Here is an 18,420-nt window from a genome sequence, read left to right as displayed (position 1 = left end):
CTTTGGCGTCAAATCGTCGAGGATATGCGGCAGATAGTCCAGATATTCGCTCGGGAGTCGCCCATGGATCGCCTTTCCACGTTGCTCAGCCATTTCGCTGTGCATGCCGGTACGTTTCACAGCGGCGACTTTTGCGGCGTCGGTGTTCATGAGGGTGAACCGAGTGGGTACGTGCATCTGTTGCAGGCGGGTGAGTTGCTGCTCAAGCCTGGCAATGAACGTGAGATCCGCCTCGATCAGCCGTCGCTGATTTTCTTTCCCGGCCCCTTTGCCCACCGCATGGTTGCCGACGCGTCCATGGAGACCAGACTGGTCTGCGCAACGCTGACGTTTGACGGCGGTTCGGGCAATGCATTGGCGGCGGCGCTGCCGGATTATCTGGTGCTCGAACTCACCGAGATTCCAGAATTGGCCAGCACCCTGGAATGGCTGTTCAAGGAAGCCTTCGAAGGCCATTGCGGACGTGTGGCGGTGATGGATCGGTTGTTCGAATTGTTGGTGATTCTGCTGTTGCGCCACCTCATCAATAGTCGTGATCAAGCACCTGGAATGATGGCCGGGCTGGCCGATCCGCGCCTGTCACGCGCTTTGAACCTGATGCATGAACAGCCCGAAAAGCCATGGAGCGTGGCCGATCTGGCGGCGGCTGCCAACCTGTCTCGCGCAGGATTTGCCGAGCAGTTTCACCGCGTTGTCGGGCAGACACCGGGCGATTATCTGCTGAGCTGGCGGGTCAGTCTGGCGCAGAAACGTCTGCGCGAAGGCCGGCCGATTGCGTTGATCGCCGAAGAGGTCGGCTACGAAAGTCCTTCGGCGCTGGCCCGCGCGTTTCGCCGCAAAACCGGCCTCAGTCCTCGGGAGTGGAAGGCCGGGATCTGAGCGTTATTTGGCGAATTTCTTCGCCCCGGCGACACACAAAATCACCCCCAATGTCACCGCAAGCATGCCGATGCTGACCTGTTCATGCAGCAACGTCGCCGCCAGTGCCAGGCCAAAAAACGGTTGCAGCAACTGCAACTGCCCAACCGCCGCGATCCCGCCCTGCGCCAGTCCGCGATACCAGAACACGAATCCGATCAACATGCTGAACAGCGAGACATAGGCCAGGCACAGCCATGCCGACAGGCTGATGTTGCTGAACGAGGCGGGCGCCAGCCACAGACTCAGCACCGTCATCAGCGGCAATGACAACACCAGCGCCCAGCAGATCACCTGCCAGCCGCCAAGGGTGCGCGACAGCTTGGCGCCTTCAGCGTAACCGAGGCCGCAGGCCAGGATCGCCGCGAGCATCAGCAAGTCACCGGTCGGCGAAGCGGTCAGCCCCTGGGATAACGCGAATCCAACCACCAGAGCGCTGCCCAGAATCGAGAAAAACCAGAACACCGGTCGAGGACGCTCACCGCCGCGCAGCACGCCGAAAATCGCCGTGGCCAGTGGCAGCAATCCTACGAAAACAATCGAATGCGCTGACGTCACGTGCTGCAACGCCAACGCGGTCAGCAGCGGGAAACCCAGCACCACGCCCATCGCGACAATGAACAGCGAGAACCACTGACTGCGCGCCGGACGGCGCTCGCGAAAAAGCCACAGCAGACCCACCGCCAATACCCCCGCGATGGCCGCACGCACCACGGTAAGAAACACCGGGTCGAACTCCAGCACCGCCAGGCGCGTGGCCGGCAGCGAGCCGCTGAAGATCACCACGCCGATAAAACCGTTGATCCAGCCGCTGGTTTTTTCCATTGTCGGGTTAGCCAGGTTTGAAGTCCGTTCCATACGAGGTCGCTCAGAAGTGGGGTTGCGTCAGGCGAATCCTAGGAGTGAGAATCAGGACAATCAAAAAATTGTCATGGATACATCCCGACATGCCACGTTCCCGCTACAAGAACCTTGTTGATACCTATGCGGCAGACATCCGCTCGGGACGTTTGGCGCCCGGCACACGACTGCCGACCCACCGGCAACTGGCCATGAGCGAAGGGCTGGCGCTGGTCACGGCCTCGCGGGTGTACGCCGAGCTGGAGGCGATGGGACTGGTCAGTGGCGAAACCGGGCGCGGCACCTTTGTGCGGGAAACCTCGTTGTCGCCGGGGCAGGGCATCGATCAGAAGGATGTCGCGGTCGGCATGATCGACCTCAATTTCAACTACCCGTCATTGCCCGGTCAGGCTGACCTTTTACGCACGGCGTTGCGTCAATTGGCGTTGTCCGGTGACCTCGAAGCACTGCTTCGTTATCAACCACACGCTGGCCGCCAACATGAGCGCGCATCGGTTGCGCGGCATCTGCTGAGTCGCGGGGTGAGCGTCGAGGCCGAGCAAGTGCTGATCGTCAATGGCGCCCAGCAAGGGCTGGCGGTGACGCTGATGGCGCTGCTCAAACCGGGCGATGTGATCGCGGCAGATGCGCTGACCTATTCTGGGTTCAAGGTGCTGGCCGAAGCGCTGCATCTGGAAGTGGTGGCGATCCCGATCGGTGACCACGGACCGGATCTGGCGGCGCTGGATAAACTCTGTCGCAGCCGCTCGGTGCGCGCCGTGTACAGCATGCCGACTCTGCACAATCCGCTGGGCTGGGTGATGCCGACTGAGCAACGTGAGCAGTTGATATCGATTGCCCGTCAGCATGATCTGACGATCATTGAAGACGCGGCCTACGCCTTTCTGGTCGAAAACCCACCGCCAGCGCTGGTTGACATGGCGCCGGAGCGCACGGTTTATGTGTCGGGACTTTCCAAGAATATCGCCACCGGTTTGCGCGTCGGTTTCATCGCTGCGCCTGTGGCCAAAGTGCCGGCGCTGGAGCGAATTATCCGCGCCACCACCTGGAACACTCCCGGCGTGATGACCGCCATTGCTTGCGCCTGGCTCGACGACGGCACCGTCACTTTGCTTGAAGAACAAAAGCGCAACGACGCCAAGGCTCGTCAGGCACTGGCCGCCGAGCTGCTCGAAGGGCTGCCTTACATTGGCCATCCATCCTCGTATTTCTTGTGGTTGCCGCTGCCGGAAGATGTGCGCGCCGATCAGATGGTCATGGAGTTGATGCACGAACAGATTTCGGTCACCAGCGCCGAACCGTTTTCGGTGGCGACGCATACACCGCATGCGATTCGCCTGGCATTGGGCTCGGTGGATATGAACGTGTTGCGCCAAGCGTTGATCACCGTCAGAAAAGTCGTCGGCGCTTACCTGTAGAACCTTTGGCGAGGGAGCAAAATCCCGAGCCACAAAATGTTAGCCTTGGCGCAATCGCATCAAATTGCTTTGGATCGTCCGATGAAAAACCCCGCTTCACTGTCCCTCGCCTTGATCCTCACCGCTGGCCTGCTCAGCGCACCGGCCCACGCAGCAGGCGACCCCGAGGCCGGCGCAAAAATCTTCCCGCGCCTGTGCGGCGGCTGCCATCAAGTCGGCGAATCTGCCCGCCCGGGTTTCGGTCCGGAACTCAACGGCATCATCGGCCGCCCGGCCGGGACGTCGGCGAACTATGTGTATTCCGATGCGATGAAAAACTCAGGCGTGACCTGGGACCACGAAACGCTGAAGGCTTATCTGAAAGATCCGAAAGGCGTGGTGCCGGGTACACGGATGATTTTCTGGGGGCTGAGTGATGAGGAGAAGCTTGAGAATTTGCTGGCGTACCTGCAGACCTTCCCCGAGTAAAAATCCAGCTGACATCCACAATCCCCCTGTAGGAGCTGCCGAAGGCTGCGATCTTTTGGCTTTGTTTTTTACAATCAAGATCAAAAGATCGCAGCCTGCGGCAGCTCCTACAGTGGGATTTGGTTGATGGCCTGTGTGGTCAACCCGCTCAGATCTTAGTGCTTGCACGTTGCGCAGTCGCCGGCTGTAGAGTCCATGGAGATTCAAGAATCGGATTGTTCGGGCGATATGCTTGCCACCCAAGCCCTGATAAATGGAATGACATGAAGACTCTCGTCGGTATTGTTTGTGCACTGGCATTGCTCTCTGGCTGTGTGACCAAGGATCTGAGCAATGAAGACCGGCAACAGATCAAGACTCTGAAAGTGCTTCCGGTTTATGTTGCCGTCGATAACTTCAAGTACACCAGCATGACTCAGGCATGGGGAGCGGGGCTCGGTGCCGGGGTCGGGGCCGCGACCGGCATGGCGTCCGGTGCGTCGGCAGTGGGGACAACGGCCCTGACAGGCGTCGGCGCCGTCGCCGGGACGCAAGTGGCTGATGTGGCGACCGGGGATATTTCTCGGGCCATCCTCAACAATATGAAAAACAACGATATCGACCTGAGCAAGTTGATCCGGCAAAGTTTTGCCAAGCGGATAGAACAGGAACGCCTGTTCACCTTGGCAGGGGAAGGCGAAGCCGCCGACGCCGAGATCGAAATTCTGGTGTCGCAATGGGGGCTGTGCCTGAAGAACTACAGCACCGTGCTGTATCCGGTTATCGGCGCCACGGCTTCAATCAAACGCAACGGCTCGGCGGTGTGGCGAAATTTCGAGACGGTTACTGTGTTCAATGACGCCAACACAATCGCCTATACGCCTGAGCAATACGCCACCGATCCCGAGACGTTGCGAAAGGCATTTACCCACGTGTCTGACTTGGTCATGAACAAACTGGTCGATGATTTGAAACAGTAGCCAGCGACGACTTTCAAGGGTTGTCTGGGTTGAAGGCTTGTCGCAATGTGCTTGTCACCTCGGCAATCGACGGACCCGCAACCGGCATCAACACCTACCGGGGTTCAGTCGTCAGGTGTTGTGTCAGCAAGGGCAGCAGTTGTTCGCAATCCCCCTCAATCTTCAAATCCAGCAAATCATCCGCCCGTGTCTTGCCCAGATTGATCGCAATCAACGGCTTGCCGCGATCGGCGATCACCCGGCACAGGCGAAACGCCGAATAGGCCATCAACGAAGACCCCACCACCAGCATTCCCGCCGCCGTCTGCGCTGCATCCATGGCCCGAGCCGCCGTGTGCTGTGCGACGTTTTCGCCGAAGAACACCACGTCCGGTTTCATCCGCTCGCCCGCACAAAACGGGCAGTGCGGTACCTGAAAACGTGCTTCGAACGCCGGGTCGAGCAGGGTGTCGCCGTCTGGCGCCTGCACTGCATCGACGCCGGCCAGATACGGGTTCTGCTGTTCCATCAGTTGCTGAATCGAATCGCGCTCGCTGCGCTGACCACAATCCAGACACAGCACGCGGTGCAAGCTGCCGTGCAGTTCGATCACATCATGACTGCCGGCCTGATCGTGCAAGGTGTCGACGTTCTGCGTGATCAGGCCGCTGATCCTGCCATGACGCTGCAAACTGGCCAGCGCCTCATGCGCTGCATTCGGTTGCGCTTGACGCACCCGAGGCCAGCCAAGCATCGCCCGTGCCCAATAGCGGCGGCGTGATTCGGGGGCGCCGAGGAACTCCTGATACATCATCGGTTGCCGGCCGCGTCGCACGCCGTCGCTGTCGCGGTAGTCGGGGATGCCCGAGGGGGTGCTGATGCCGGCTCCGGTGAGCACCAGAAAGTCGCCATCAATCATCGCCTGTTGCAGCGTGTCGAGGTATTCGCGGATCGGGCTGTCGAGCATGGATGGCATCCATTAGCGATGAGTGCCATGCAGGTTAGCACTGACATCCGTGGAGAGGGAGAGAGCTCCCTCGCCAAAGATTCGCGGTTATTTGCGAGCCTCCAGAATCAGGTTGAACGGCGTCTGCGTCGCACGCCGGAACTGCTTGAATCCGGCCTCGGTAAACACTTTGCGCAAGCGCATTTCACCGGCCTGCGCACCAAGGCCCAGGCCGACTTCCTGAGACAGCGAGTTGGGCGTGCAAATGAACGTCGATGCCGCGTAGAAAAGCCGTCCCACCGGGTTGATGTTGTCGTCCAGCGTATCGTTGGCGAACGGCTCGACCAGCAACACCGTGCCGTCGTCTTTAAGCGAATCGTAGGCGTGGCGCGCCGCGCCGACCGGGTCGCCCATGTCGTGCAGGCAATCGAAATAGCAGATCAGGTCATAGTCATTGCCGGGGTAGTTTTTCGCTGAGCCCTGGAAGAAAGTCGCCCGACTGCTGACCCCACCTTCCTCGGCGCGCTGGGTAGCGACGGTGATGGAGGGTGCGTGGAAGTCGTAGCCGACGAAACGCGAGTTGGGATACGCCTGGGCCATGATCACGGTCGAGGCGCCGTGGCCGCAGCCGATGTCGGCGACTTTCGCGCCGTTTTCGAGTTTGGCCACGACACCGTTCAATGCCGGCAGCCATTCGGCGATCAGGTGGCCTTTGTAGCCGGGGCGGAAAAACCGTTCGGTGCCGGTGAACATGCACGGATGGTGATCGCCCCAAGGCAGGGCGCCGTTGCCGCGCATGGCTTTGACCAGTTTGTCCTTGTCGTGGAAAAACGACGCCACCACCCCCAGACCGCCCGCGACGTAAACCGGCGAGTCCTCGACGGCCAGCGCCATGGCCTGTTCTTCTGGCAGGCGAAACTGCCCGTCGTGGTGCTCCATGTAGCCGGAGGCGGCGTGAGCGCTGAGCCATTCGCGCACCAGGCGCGGGTTGCAGGTGGTTTTTGCCGCGAGGGCTTCGGGGCTGATCGGCTGACTGTCGGCCATCGCCCGGTACAGCCCGAGTTCTTCGCCGACGATGACATTGGCCAGCATTGCCGCGCCGCCCATGTCGTTGACCAGTTTGCCCATGAATTCGTTGAGTCGGGCCTCGTCCATCATGTGTGCTCCTGAAACAGGATCACAGTCCGGCGGCGTTGAGCGTCGAGGCATACGCCACCGGGCGGTGGTCATGGAAACAGGCAGGTCACGGCAAAAGTCCTGCGGCCCCCTCGACTGGGTCATGAATGAGTCTAGCCCGGTTTTGTTGATTGACGCGGAGCAAATGTAGGAGCGAGCCTGCTCGCGATAGCGGTGGGCCAGCCACTGCACATTTGACTGAAATAACGCTATCGCGAGCAGGCTCACTCCTACAGAAAAGCAGTGTGGAGATTAAAAACTGTGAACACCGCTAATCCTTGTGGGAGCTGGCTTGCCAGCGATAGCGGTGGGCCAGTCACCATCCATGTTGGATGGTAAACCGCCATCGCTGGCAAGCCAGCTCCCACAGAGTTTTTCAGTGAGTTCAACGGGTGTGTATCACTGTGTATCGCCGGGGCTGGGGGATACAGGAGGCTGCAAATATCGGGAGGGTTGAACACAGTGCCGATACAGCCACCGGCTCAACTGAGTGGGTCAACCACCGAGGTCAGCCACCATGCAAACCCCTCATGTATCAAGGCAACCCAGCGTAGGGCTGGGTCTGCGCCGTGGTCTTTTGAAAGATCTGCAAGCCGCTCCCGCCGGCGATTTCGACTTTCTGGAAGTCGCCCCGGAAAACTGGATCGGCGTCGGCGGCGTCCATGGCGCGGCGTTACGCGAACTGGCCGAGCGTTATCCGTTGTCCTGTCACGGTTTGTCGTTGTCGCTCGGCGGCACGGCGCCACTTGACTGCGGTTTTCTGCAGGAAGTGCGGGGTTTTCTTGATCATCACCGTGTTGAGCATTACAGCGAACACCTGAGTTATTGCAGCGACGACGGCCATCTCTACGATCTATTGCCCTTGCCGTTCACCGAGGAAGCGGTGTGCCACGTCGCCGCGCGTATCCGCCAGTCCCAGGACATTCTCGGTCGCCGCCTGGCCGTGGAAAACGTCTCCTACTATGCCGCTCCGCGTCAGGACATGGACGAAGTGACCTTCACCAACGCGGTGTTGCGCGAGGCGGATTGCGACCTGCTGCTGGACGTCAACAATGTCTACGTCAATGCCATCAACCACGGTTTTGATCCGCAGGATTTTCTGGCCCGGATCGAGCCGGGCAGGGTGGTCGGGATGCACGTGGCCGGGCATTTCGATGAGTCCGACAGCCTCAAGATCGACACCCATGGTGCCTCGGTGAAACCGCAGGTGTGGTCGTTGCTGGCCGAAGCCTACGCACGGTTCGGCGCGCAGCCGACACTGCTGGAGCGTGATTTCAATTTCCCGGCATTTGCCGAACTGGTCGCCGAGCTACAGACCATTCGCCGTCTGCAAGGCGAAGGAGCTCAGCGTGGATAACCTTGAACGGCAACAACGGGCGCTGACGGGTTATCTGCGTGATCCCGACCACCACGTGCCTCCTGCTGAAATGAATACCGCGCGGGTCAATGTGTACCGCGACTTGGTGTTCAACAATCTCTCGCAATTATTGAGTGGCACCTTTCCAGTATTGATCCGGATCATCGGCGATCGACGCTGGCAAACATTGATTCGTGGATTTTTGCGCGATTACCGCGCGCAAACGCCGAAGTTTGCTGAGATCGCCGAGGCGTTCCTCGACTATCTCGCCACGCAGCTTGCGGTGTTGAGCGAGGGGCCGTGGCCCGCGTTTTTGCTGGAGCTGGCGCATTACGAATGGGTGGAGATGGTCTTGCAGCAATCCGACGCCGATCCCTTGCCTGCGACGGATAAAGGCTTGTTGCTGGAACGGCCATTGCGGGTCTCGGCGCTCGCCTGGCCTTTGGCTTACACGTGGCCGGTGCAGCGGCTTGGCCCGGATTATCAGCCCTCAACCGCCCCGGCGCATCCGACGCTGTTACTGGTACGGCGGGAGGCGGATTTCAGCGTGAAGTTTTCACAGTTGAGCTCGTTGGCGTGGCGGTTGCTGCAGCGGATCGGCGAGTTGCCGTCATTGACCGGGCGTGAGCAGTTGCAGGTCCTGGCGCAGGAGGCCGGGCAATTCGCAGACGAGTCGTTCATGGCCAGTGGATTGGCGTTGTTGCAGCAAATGCATGAAGACGGCGTAATCGGTATTACTTGAACACATCAAACCCCCTGTAGGAGCTGTCGAGTGAAACGAGGCTGCGATCTTTTGGTTTTGAACTTTAAAAGCAACATCAAAAGATCGCAGCGTGCCGCAGCTCCTACAGGTTTCAACGTCGCTCAAGGCTTTGGTCCAACACAAACACCTGTAGGAGCTGTCGAGTGAAACGAGGCTGCGATCTTTTGGTTTTGAACTTTAAAAGCAACATCAAAAGATCGCAGCGTGCCGCAGCTCCTACAGGTCTCAACGTCGCTCACAAGGCCTTGGTCCAACACAAACCCCCTGTAGGAGCTGTCGAGTGAAACGAGGCTGCGATCTTTTGATTCTGATCTTTAAAACAACATCAAAAGATCGCAGCGTGCCGCAGCTCCTACAGGTTTCAACGTCGCTCACAAAGCCTTGGTCCAACACAAACACCTGTAGGAGCTGTCGAGTGAAACGAGGCTGCGATCTTTTGATTTTGATCTTTAAAACAACATCAAAAGATCGCAGCGTGCCGCAGCTCCTACAGGGGGGTTGTGGTGGGCGGGTTTAGAGCGGCAGCTTGAGTTCAGCACACAACCCGCCGCCCTCGCGGTTGCTTAAGGTCAGTGAGCCGCCGAGGGCTATTGCCAATTGCTGGGCGATGGCAAGGCCCAGACCTGTGCCGCCAGTGCTGCGATTGCGCGAGTTTTCCACGCGGTAGAACGGCTCCATCACTTGCGCCAGTTCGGCTTCGGCGATGCCCGGGCCACGATCCATGACGGTGATCGACAGCCTTCCCTTGTTCGCTTCGACCCACACTTCGGCCGCGCCAGCGAATTTCAAGGCGTTGTCGGTCAGGTTCACCAACACCCGGCGCAACGCGTGCGGACGGGTGTCGACGACCACCTCACTCTTGCCGACAAGCTGCACCTCTTTGCCCATGTCCTGATAGTCGAACACCAGGCTTTCGAGGAACGAATCCATGTTGGTGCGCCGACTTTCTTCGGTCGAGCCATGGATGCTACGGGCGTAGGCCACACCTTCGCGTACCAGATGTTCCATTTCGCCGAGGTCGTTGCACAGTTTTTCCTTCTCTGCTGAATCGTCCATGAACTCGGCCCGCAGTTTCATCCGCGTGATCGGGGTTTGCAGATCATGGGAGATCGCGGCCAGCAGTTGCATGCGCTCCTTGAGATAGGTGGCAATCCGCGCCTGCATCGTATTGAAGGCACGGGCGGCGTAGACCACTTCGTTCGGACCTTTCTCGTCCAGTTGAATCGGGTGCGCGTTGGGATCAAGGGTTTCCACGGCGTTGGCCAGCCGCGTCAAGGGCCGGATGGCGATGCGCACGGCCAGCCAGGTGCAGGCGATCATCAGCGCCAGTTGCCCGAGCAGCACCACTGGCAACCATGGCGACAGTGGTGTCATCGCGGGGCGCACGTCGATGGTCACCGGGCTGCCGTCGCTCAGGCGCAGGTGGCCCTGAAAATGCTTTTTCGGGCCGGGAATATCGGTGAAGGTCAGGGGGTATTTATCGCCCAGGACCTCAGTGATTGAGGTGACCGCAATGGGCACGTCGGCGGACTTGATCGGCATACCGCCGTCGCCTTCGCTCAGCAGATAGCCGTAATTGTTCCGCGCCAGGCGCTCGAGCCAGGCCGGACGCTCCTCGGCCGGCAGGCGATCAAGAATCGCAATCGAGGTCGAGACGTCGGTTTGCAGATTGCCGAGCATGGTGCTTTTTGCACTCTGATAACGCTCGTAATACTGCGCACCGAACGACAGCGCCTGGGCGAGAATCAGCCCGATCAGAAAAATCAGCGACAAGCGCGAGGCCAGCGTGCGCGGCCAGTGCAGGTTAAGGGTCATGCCGGGGCACCGAGTAACTCGACCGGCAGCGAGAACACGTAACCTTCGCTGCGCACGGTCTTGATGTAGGCCGGCTCACGGGCGTCATCGAGCAGGCGCTGGCGCAAACGGCTGACCAGCAAATCGATGGACCGGTCGAAAAGATCCGCGTCGCGGCCCTGGGTCAGGTTGAGCAATTGATCGCGGCTGAGTACCCGTTGCGGATGGTCGAGAAATACCCGCAGCAAGCGATATTCGGCGCCACTGAGCGCCACCATGGTGCCGTCCTTGTCCAGCAGGTGCCGGGCCGAGGTGTCTAGTTGCCAGCGACCGAACGCCAGCAGGCGACCGGCTTCGGTGACTACCAGATTCGGCGGCAGCATGCGCGTGCGCCGCAGTACGGCGTTGATCCGCGCCAGCAGTTCGCGGGCGGCGAAGGGTTTGGTCAGGTAGTCGTCCGCGCCCATTTCCAGACCGATGATGCGATCGGTTTCGTCGTTGCGTGCGGTGAGCATCAACACCGGCGTCGCCTTGTGCTTGCCCACGCGCAATTCGCGGCACAACTGCAGTCCATCGTCGCCGGGCATCATGATGTCGAGCACGATCAGGTCGACCGTGTTGGTTTCGAGAAAGTTGCGCATCTGCCGGCCATCGGCGACGACGGTGGTGCGCAAGCCGTTTTTCTTCAAGTAGTTGCCGACCAGTTCGCGGATCTCGCGGTCGTCGTCGACGATGAGAATGTGATCGACATGTTCCATGGGGCCTGGCCTCTGGCAAAGGGGAATGTCACGCAGTCTATCGAGCCTTCGGGGGCTCGCCTGCCTGCCTTTGTATTGCAGTGTATCTGGCGTTACAAGCGATACACGCAGACGCAAAAAAGCGATTTTTCAGGGTTTTGTATCGCTGTGTATCCCCGGGCGGCGCAGATACACAGCGAGGGTTAGCAGCCATTTTCCGACACATGCGCGATACCTCGTGAGCCTCAAATAGGCTCCATCGAGGCACTCCATGACGCCTCGGCTCAAACCCTTTGCAGCCATGAGGAACACGCCATGAAAAACTCGTCCGTTATCGCCGCCTGCCTGTTTGCCGCTCTGAACATCTGCACCCTGTCGGCCCGCGCCGAAGCCGAAGTCACCGCGCAAACTTACAACTACGGCACCCACCTGGATATCCAGAAAGTCATTTCGCTGACCCAGGACAACTCGGTGACCTGCGGGATTGTCGATGCGCGCATGACCTATCTGGATTCGGCCGGCAAAACCCGCGTACTCGATTACAGCAAATTCGCTGACGGTTGCAACGACGGCAACTGAATATCACGTTTTTACAGGCAGAACCGATGAACAACGTCTCTCGGTTCCTCCCCGCCAACCCAGGGTGATTTTATGTACTTGATCGCGTTCCTCGGCGGTTTGTTGACCGTGCTCAGCCCCTGCATCTTGCCGGTGGTGCCGTTCCTGTTCGCCAACGCCGACCGTAAACGTTCCTCGGTTCTGCTGACCCTCGGCGGCATGACCCTGACCTTCGCCCTGATCTCCAGTCTGGCCGTGGTCAGCAGTGAGTGGGTGATTCAGGCCAGCAACACCGGCCGCCACATCGCCTTGATCGTCATGGCGCTGTTTGCGCTGTCGCTGATCTCGGCGCGCGTGGGTGACTGGCTGGCGCGACCGTTTGTGTTGCTCGGCAACCGCCTCGACCCGGACGCCAGCAAGAAGGCCGGGCCCACGGGTTCGGTGATGATCGGCGTGGCCACCGGGTTGCTCTGGGCACCCTGCGCCGGGCCGATCCTCGGCGTGATCCTCACTGGCGCCATGCTGCAAGGCGCCAACGCCCAGACCAGCTTGTTGCTGCTGGCCTACGGCGCGGGCAGTGCGCTGTCGCTGGGGACGTTGATCTTCGCTGGTCGTGGTTTGGTCAATCGCTTGAAACCCTCGATTCCGTTCACCGGGTGGTTTCGTCGCGGCGCAGGTGTCGCAGTGCTTGCCGCTGTGGCAGTGATTTCCACTGGCGCCGATAAAACCTTGCTGGCCGGCACGTCGTCCGAAGGCGTCACCAGCGTCGAGAGAAACGTGCTGGAGAACGTGCCGAAAGTGGTCGACTTCCTCGTCAGCAAAGTTCGCGCAGATTCGATGATGGACGAGAGTAAAGGCGCGATGCCGTCGCTGTCCGGTGCCGTGCAATGGCTCAATTCACCGCAGCTGAGTGCCGAATCCCTGCGTGGCAAAGTCGTGCTGGTGGATTTCTGGACCTACGACTGCATCAACTGCCAGCGCACCCTGCCGTACGTCAAGGACTGGGCGAAGAAGTACGACAAGGATGGCCTGGTGGTGATTGGCGTACACACTCCGGAATACGGCTACGAGCGGATCATCGACAATGTTCGGGACCAAGTGGAGAAACTCGGCATCACTTATCCAGTGGCCATCGACAACAACTATGCGATCTGGCGCGCCTTCAACAATCAGTACTGGCCGGCGCATTACCTGATCGACGCCAAGGGGCAGATGCGTTATAGCCACTTCGGCGAAGGTCGCTACGAAGCGCAGGAGCAGATGATCAAGCAGTTGCTGGAAGAGGCCAAGGCCCCGGCTGCCTGATGCCTGATCTGTTGCAGACGCTTTACAGATCTCCACCACTTATCGGCAAAACGGCTGTTTTCGAGGCCTCCAGACGACCGGCAGGGACGCTGGCCTGACTCGGCGCGATAGTGGCTGAGCAGGGCCCTCGGCGCTGCCCTTTAAAAACAACGGAGCTCGTAGTTATGAGTACCCCGATTGATCTCACTGCCTTGAAGGAACGCCAGAAAGTCGCCTGGGCCAGCGGCGATTACGCCGTGATCGGCACCACACTACAAATTGTCGGCGAAAACCTCGCCGAAGCCTGCGATCTGCGCTGCGATGAAGACGTGCTGGATGTGGCTGCCGGCAACGGCAATGCGACGCTGGCGGCGGCGCGACGTGGTTGTCGGGTCACCTCGACCGATTACGTCGCGGCACTGCTGGAGCGCGGCCAGGATCGCGCCCGCGCCGAACATCTGGACGTGACGTTTCAAGTCGCCGACGCCGAAGCCTTGCCGTTCGCCGATGGCAGTTTTGCGGCGGTGCTGTCGACGTTCGGGGTGATGTTTGCGCCGGATCAGGACAAGGCCGCTGCCGAGTTGGCACGCGTCTGCCGGCGTGGTGGACGGATCGGTCTGGCCAACTGGACCCCGGAAGGTTTTGTCGGGCAAATGTTCAAGACCCTCGGCCGGCATCTGCCACCGCCGGCCGGCGCACAGCCGCCGTCGAACTGGGGCACGGAGGTGTGGCTGCACAAACATTTCGATGATCAGGATTTTGTCGTGCAGGTAACGCGGCGCGAATTCAATTTCCGTTATCGCTCGGCAGCGCATTTCATCGACATCTTTCGGCACTGGTACGGGCCGGTGCACAAGGCTTTCGCCGCGCTGCCACCGGAAAGCGGTCAGGCGCTGGAAAGTGACCTGGCGGATTTGCTCAACCGGTTGAACCGCGCGGGAAAGGACTCGCTGGTGGTGCCGAGTGAATATCTGGAGGTGGTGATCAACAAGCGCTAGTGCATTCAGAGATGAACCCGTGTAGGAGTGAGCCTGCTCGCGATAGCGGTTATTCAGTCGAAATAAAACTTGGCTGATACACCGTAATCGCGAGCAGGCTCACTCCTACAATGAGAGATGTTTTGAAGTGAAGGACTACTTCACCTGCGACCGATCAAACCACTCCAGCGCCGTACGCCAAATGCAGATCCCCAGAAAGTACGCCGACATCAGCAACCACAAACCCATCACCAATGGGTTGATCACCGGATGGTTGAGCACCAGCGACAGACTGCACAACAGCCAGATCGCCGTTACGGCAATGTTGATCGGCATGAACCGACGCACACGAAACGGATGCAGGAACTTCATCCGTGTCACGGTCAGCAGCGCCAGGCCGATGACGGTCAGAAAGGTGATCCATGGCCCAGGGCCGATGATGTAGAGGCACAATGCGACCACGTTCCACGCCGCAGGGAAGCCGACGAAGTAGTTGTCCTTGCTCTTCATGTTGACGTTGCAGAAACAGAACAGTGACGACACCAGAATCAGCGACACCGTCAGCAACAGTGTGTAATCCGGCAGCGGAATGTAGCGATAGATGAACAGTGCCGGAATGAACACGTAAGTCAGGTAGTCGATCACCAGATCAAGGACCGAGCCGTCGAAACTCGGCAGCACCGACTGCACATTGACCTTGCGCGCCAGTGCGCCGTCAAGGCCATCGACGATCAGCGCCACCCCCAGCCACATCAGGCAGTGGGTCGGCTGGTTTTCCAGCAGGGCGAGGGTGGCCAGAAATGCGGTGACCACGCCGGTCGCGGTAAAACCATGGGCGCCCCAGGCCTTTAGCCTGGCTATGTGGACGGTGGATATCACGGGGGCGTTCTCCAGAAATTAATGCCAGCCGGGTATCACCCTTGGACAGCAAGAGTGCCGGCAAACCGGTTCGGGTTGCAGCTATCGACCGGTCGGGCCGGGATAAGGTTCACCTACCCTGAATCTTAGCTGTCCATCGAAAAAATACGCGAGCGAAATAATTCAGCGGCTACGGCATCGGCCAAACGGTGCTGGCGCAACGCCCGCAGCGGTCTATCGTTGCCAGACGCAGTAAATCTCAATGCTTGAGGATGACGTCATGAACACCAGCGATTTGCTTGAACAACTGCTGCGGGGCCAGGGCGCGGCGGGTCAACAAAGTGGTGCGGCGGCCGGTGGCGGTTTGGGCGGCCTCGGTGGTTTGCTGGGTGGCTTGCTCGGTGGCGCGAATTCCACAGGCACGCGTGGCGGCGCCGCGGCTGGCGGGCTTGGCGGGTTGGGTGGTTTGCTCGGCGGGCTGCTCGGCGGCGGTGGCGGTGGGTTGGGCGGCGCACTGGGTGGCAGCACGCAAAGCCGTTCCGGCGGGACTAATTATGCGGCGCTGGCATCACTGGGGATGATGGCCTGGCAGGCGTATCAAGCCTGGCAACGCAATCAGGCCAGCACGGCACCGCAACAAACGCCGCAGACGGCCAATCTGCTCGCCGGCCCGGAAATCGAAGAGCACAGCCACGCGGTGTTGCGCGCCTTGATCGCTGCGGCCAAGGCGGACGGGCGCATCGACGAAACGGAAAAACATCTTATAAGCAGTGAAATCGGCAAACACACCGATGATCCGCAACTACAGCAATGGCTGGACGCCGAAGTCGCCAAGCCGCTCAATGCCGCCGAAGTCGCACAAGCCGCAAACGACGACCCGGCGGTGGCGGCCGAAATGTACCTGGCCAGCATCCTGCTGGTGGACGACCAGCAAGATGCCGAACGCACTTATCTGGACGAGTTGGCGGCGGCGCTGGGGATTGATCCTGAGTTGCAGGTGCATCTGGAACAACAGGCCAGCGGCACGGCATAACATCAAAAGATCGTCCGATCGCGGCCCGAGCCTTCGGCAGCTCCTACAGGGGGTGGTGATTGCCTGCTTGGGGTGCCGTCTTGTTATAAGGTCAAAAGATCGCAGCCTTCGGCAGCTCCTACAGGGATCTACGTGTAGGAGCTGCCGAAGGCTGCGATCTTTTGATCTTAAAGCCAGATCGCATCCCAAAGTGGATAATCCCCCAACCGCTGAACCAATCCGGCCCGCAATGGGTTCATGACGATGTAGCGTGCAGCCGCTTTCAGGTCGTCCTCCTTGCGTAATGCCCGATCGTAATAACCCCGCTGCCACAGCCGCCCCTGACTCCCGCACTTCAGATTGATCGCGCGGCAGCTCCTCGATTTGACGCGGCGCATCAACTCAGCCAACGAACCGCGCCTCAGTTCTACCAGCCAATGCATATGATCCGGCATCACCACCCAGGCAAGCGACTGAACCATTCCTTCCTCATCAACAGCGCGCATCTGCTCAACCAACAACCGCCCCACGCGCCAATCTGAAAATACCGGCCGCCGCTCATACACAACCGCAGTCAGCAGATAAACACGCCCCATCTCGCTACACCGCCCCTTGCGCAAGCCACACGCTTTTGCAGCTACAGGCATTCCATTGCCCTCAATTGCTTTCAAGTCCCTCAACGTTAGCCGAGGCCCAGCCCACCGTGACTTCGAACCATTGCACCATGTAACTCTGTAGGAGCTGCCGAAGGCTCGGGCCGCGATCGGATGATCTTTTGACCCTGCTTCTAAAAAATCAAAATCAAAAGATCGCAGCCTTCGGCAGCTCCTACAGGGGAGTGTGGTCAGCGACGGTGGTACGCCGTCCGTCAGGGCATTTTTGAGGTCGATTGAATTTTTGGCACGCGCAGCCCCTCTGCTGCTGTAGAGGCGCGAAACAGCGCCGTACCAATCGACCGAGAATATTGCCATGACTGTCCTGACACGTTTGCAATCTGTGCCGGCCCAAGCACAAGCGATCACACCTGCCGGCAATCTGCGTGGCATTTACGAAACGCTATTGCGCGAGGAGAACTCCCAAGGCCTCGCGCAAACGTTCTTGAACGAACAACTGCAACGCGCCGCAGCGTTGCCCGAGGAACTCCCGCACGATCCATCGGCCTGGCACACCTGGGTGGCCGAGCACTGCGCCGACGTCGCCCGGCAATACGCCGAGTATCTGCAACAACGCAAGGCCGGTGGGCCACGGCAATTCTTCACCAGCAAGGCTCATGCGCTGTACTTTCTACAAGCGGTGGCGCCAACCAAACTGGTCGATGGCGCGTGGCTGTATGGCTTGTTGCAGCATTGGCGCGATCCACGTTTCAGCGGTTTGCTCTGCACGTATCTGGAAGAACTGGGGGAGGGTAATCCGGCGCAAAACCATGTGGTGATCTACCGCAAACTGCTGGCCGAGCACGACCTCGATCATGCCAGCCTCCTGGAAGACGGACGCTATCTGCAGGGCGCGCTGCAACTGGCTCTCGGTGCCTGCGGCGATGAATTTTTGCCCGAGGTAATCGGCTACAACCTCGGCTACGAACAACTGCCGTTGCATTTGCTGATCAGCAGTTACGAACTCAGCGAGTTGGGCATTGATCCGTACTATTTCACCCTCCACGTGACCATCGACAACGCCAGCACCGGCCATGCGCAAAAAGCCGTGCAGGCCGTTCTGGATCTGTTGCCGCTTGAGGCGGATCGCGCCGATTTTCTGCGTCGGGTATCGCTGGGTTATCGGCTCAATGATCTGGGGCAGGGCAGCCGCGCGATCATCGAAGGCTTCGACCTTGAGCGCGAATTGCTGGCGATGCTGGAGCGCAAGTGCCCGTTCGCTCAGCACATGCACTCGGACTATTGCCGCTTTGAAGGCAAGACCGTCAACCAGTGGCTGGCCGAACCCGAGCATCTGCCCGGCTTCCTGCAAGCGCTCCAGAACAAGGGCTGGATCAAACGCCACGAAGACCCGCAGGCCAGCCGTTTCTGGCAGTTGATCGACGGCGATGGCGCGGCCATGTTCGGGGTGTTCAGCGCCTACGAAAAACAACTGGTGCACGACTGGATTGCCGGCGACTGGAAACCCGCGAACAAACCCACCGCGTTGCGTCGACACGCCCCCGCCAACTCCCCGATCGAGGTGCCTGAACAGGACCCCGATGTGCAGCAGCTCAACGACACGCTGCAAGGGCAGGATGGCCACGCCCAAATGGCGACGCTCATCCCATGGCTCGCGCCGGCCCGGCATGCGCACCCGGCCGGGTTGCTCGCGACCCGCCGGTTCATCGATCTCAAATCCCGTTTGCCTTAAGGAAATCGT

18 protein-coding genes are annotated in these 18,420 nt (G+C 59.8%); 11 read left to right on the top strand and 7 right to left on the bottom strand.

What is annotated here, in order from left to right; all coding sequences use genetic code 11:
* Positions 1-63: 63 nt before the first annotated feature.
* Positions 64-879 carry an AraC family transcriptional regulator gene (locus tag ICA15_RS08890; RefSeq protein ID WP_210553043.1) on the top strand — a complete coding sequence of 272 codons (816 nt, stop codon included), beginning with the start codon at positions 64-66 and terminating at the stop codon, positions 877-879.
* A gap of 3 nt (positions 880-882) precedes the next feature.
* On the opposite strand, the gene ICA15_RS08885 is transcribed toward ICA15_RS08890, so the two are convergent.
* Positions 883-1,776, bottom strand: coding sequence for a DMT family transporter (locus ICA15_RS08885; protein ID WP_210553042.1), 894 nt, complete (start codon positions 1,774-1,776; stop codon positions 883-885).
* A gap of 89 nt (positions 1,777-1,865) precedes the next feature.
* Here ICA15_RS08885 and ICA15_RS08880 point away from each other — a divergent pair, with 89 nt between their 5' ends.
* From ICA15_RS08880 to ICA15_RS08870, 3 genes are all read left to right on the top strand, one after another.
* The gene (locus ICA15_RS08880) at positions 1,866-3,197 is read left to right on the top strand and encodes a PLP-dependent aminotransferase family protein (protein WP_210553041.1); all 1,332 of its coding nucleotides are present in this window, start codon (positions 1,866-1,868) and stop codon (positions 3,195-3,197) included.
* Between the two features lie 81 nt (positions 3,198-3,278).
* Positions 3,279-3,665: a c-type cytochrome gene (locus ICA15_RS08875; protein ID WP_150615251.1), complete on the top strand. Its 387-nt coding sequence runs from the start codon at positions 3,279-3,281 to the stop codon at positions 3,663-3,665.
* Positions 3,666-3,928: 263 nt separating this feature from the next.
* Positions 3,929-4,624, top strand: coding sequence for a hypothetical protein (locus ICA15_RS08870; protein WP_210553040.1), 696 nt, complete (start codon positions 3,929-3,931; stop codon positions 4,622-4,624).
* 94 nt (positions 4,625-4,718) lie between these two features.
* On the opposite strand, the gene ICA15_RS08865 is transcribed toward ICA15_RS08870, so the two are convergent.
* The gene (locus tag ICA15_RS08865) at positions 4,719-5,570 is read right to left on the bottom strand and encodes an NAD-dependent protein deacetylase (protein ID WP_150604209.1); all 852 of its coding nucleotides are present in this window, start codon (positions 5,568-5,570) and stop codon (positions 4,719-4,721) included.
* An 87-nt stretch (positions 5,571-5,657) separates the two neighbouring features.
* The gene (locus ICA15_RS08860; protein WP_150615845.1) at positions 5,658-6,704 is read right to left on the bottom strand and encodes a class I SAM-dependent methyltransferase; all 1,047 of its coding nucleotides are present in this window, start codon (positions 6,702-6,704) and stop codon (positions 5,658-5,660) included.
* Between the two features lie 538 nt (positions 6,705-7,242).
* Here ICA15_RS08860 and ICA15_RS08855 point away from each other — a divergent pair.
* Together ICA15_RS08855 and ICA15_RS08850 are read left to right on the top strand one after the other, a co-directional pair.
* Positions 7,243-8,082 carry a DUF692 domain-containing protein gene (locus ICA15_RS08855; RefSeq protein WP_210553039.1) on the top strand — a complete coding sequence of 280 codons (840 nt, stop codon included), beginning with the start codon at positions 7,243-7,245 and terminating at the stop codon, positions 8,080-8,082.
* Positions 8,075-8,824, top strand: a complete 750-nt coding sequence (locus ICA15_RS08850; protein WP_210553038.1) for a DUF2063 domain-containing protein — start codon at positions 8,075-8,077, stop codon at positions 8,822-8,824. Before ICA15_RS08855 ends, ICA15_RS08850 begins: the two co-directional genes overlap by 8 nt.
* Before the next feature lie 534 nt (positions 8,825-9,358).
* Here ICA15_RS08850 and ICA15_RS08845 read toward each other — a convergent pair.
* Together ICA15_RS08845 and ICA15_RS08840 are read right to left on the bottom strand one after the other, a co-directional pair.
* A complete protein-coding gene (locus ICA15_RS08845; protein WP_210553037.1) occupies positions 9,359-10,660 on the bottom strand; it encodes an ATP-binding protein in 1,302 nt (433 codons plus the stop codon).
* Complete coding sequence (locus ICA15_RS08840; protein ID WP_150615256.1) at positions 10,657-11,397, bottom strand: response regulator; 741 nt, start codon at positions 11,395-11,397, stop codon at positions 10,657-10,659. The genes ICA15_RS08845 and ICA15_RS08840 overlap by 4 nt, the downstream gene beginning before the upstream one ends.
* A gap of 294 nt (positions 11,398-11,691) precedes the next feature.
* Here ICA15_RS08840 and ICA15_RS08835 point away from each other — a divergent pair, with 294 nt between their 5' ends.
* The 3 genes from ICA15_RS08835 (at position 11,692) to ICA15_RS08825 (ending at position 14,216) form a co-directional block, all read left to right on the top strand.
* Positions 11,692-11,955: a DUF2790 domain-containing protein gene (locus ICA15_RS08835; protein ID WP_042559815.1), complete on the top strand. Its 264-nt coding sequence runs from the start codon at positions 11,692-11,694 to the stop codon at positions 11,953-11,955.
* A gap of 72 nt (positions 11,956-12,027) precedes the next feature.
* Positions 12,028-13,239 (top strand): cytochrome c biogenesis protein DipZ, encoded by a 1,212-nt coding sequence (locus ICA15_RS08830; protein ID WP_210553036.1) that lies wholly within the window; start codon positions 12,028-12,030, stop codon positions 13,237-13,239.
* 164 nt (positions 13,240-13,403) lie between these two features.
* Positions 13,404-14,216: a class I SAM-dependent methyltransferase gene (locus ICA15_RS08825; RefSeq protein WP_210553035.1), complete on the top strand. Its 813-nt coding sequence runs from the start codon at positions 13,404-13,406 to the stop codon at positions 14,214-14,216.
* 135 nt (positions 14,217-14,351) lie between these two features.
* On the opposite strand, the gene pcsA is transcribed toward ICA15_RS08825, so the two are convergent.
* Complete coding sequence (pcsA, locus tag ICA15_RS08820) at positions 14,352-15,074, bottom strand: phosphatidylcholine synthase (RefSeq protein WP_042559811.1); 723 nt, start codon at positions 15,072-15,074, stop codon at positions 14,352-14,354.
* Positions 15,075-15,333: 259 nt separating this feature from the next.
* On the opposite strand from pcsA, the gene ICA15_RS08815 reads away from it, so the two are divergent.
* Complete coding sequence (locus ICA15_RS08815; protein ID WP_210553034.1) at positions 15,334-16,086, top strand: tellurite resistance TerB family protein; 753 nt, start codon at positions 15,334-15,336, stop codon at positions 16,084-16,086.
* 167 nt (positions 16,087-16,253) lie between these two features.
* Here the strand turns inward: ICA15_RS08815 and ICA15_RS08810 are convergent, their stop codons facing one another.
* The gene (locus tag ICA15_RS08810) at positions 16,254-16,712 is read right to left on the bottom strand and encodes an REP-associated tyrosine transposase (RefSeq protein ID WP_210553201.1); all 459 of its coding nucleotides are present in this window, start codon (positions 16,710-16,712) and stop codon (positions 16,254-16,256) included.
* A 322-nt stretch (positions 16,713-17,034) separates the two neighbouring features.
* Between ICA15_RS08810 and ICA15_RS08805 the strand changes: the two genes are divergently transcribed.
* On the top strand, positions 17,035-18,411 hold the full coding sequence (locus tag ICA15_RS08805) for an iron-containing redox enzyme family protein (RefSeq protein ID WP_210553033.1): 1,377 nt from the start codon (positions 17,035-17,037) through the stop codon (positions 18,409-18,411).
* Positions 18,412-18,420: the final 9 nt, after the last annotated feature.

The sequence above is a fragment of the Pseudomonas sp. P116 genome, from assembly GCF_020149425.1.
GTDB classification, from domain to species: Bacteria; Pseudomonadota; Gammaproteobacteria; order Pseudomonadales; family Pseudomonadaceae; genus Aquipseudomonas; species Aquipseudomonas anatoliensis.
Note: the sequence above shows the minus strand (reverse complement) of the source record. Positions and strands in the feature narration are given on the sequence as shown.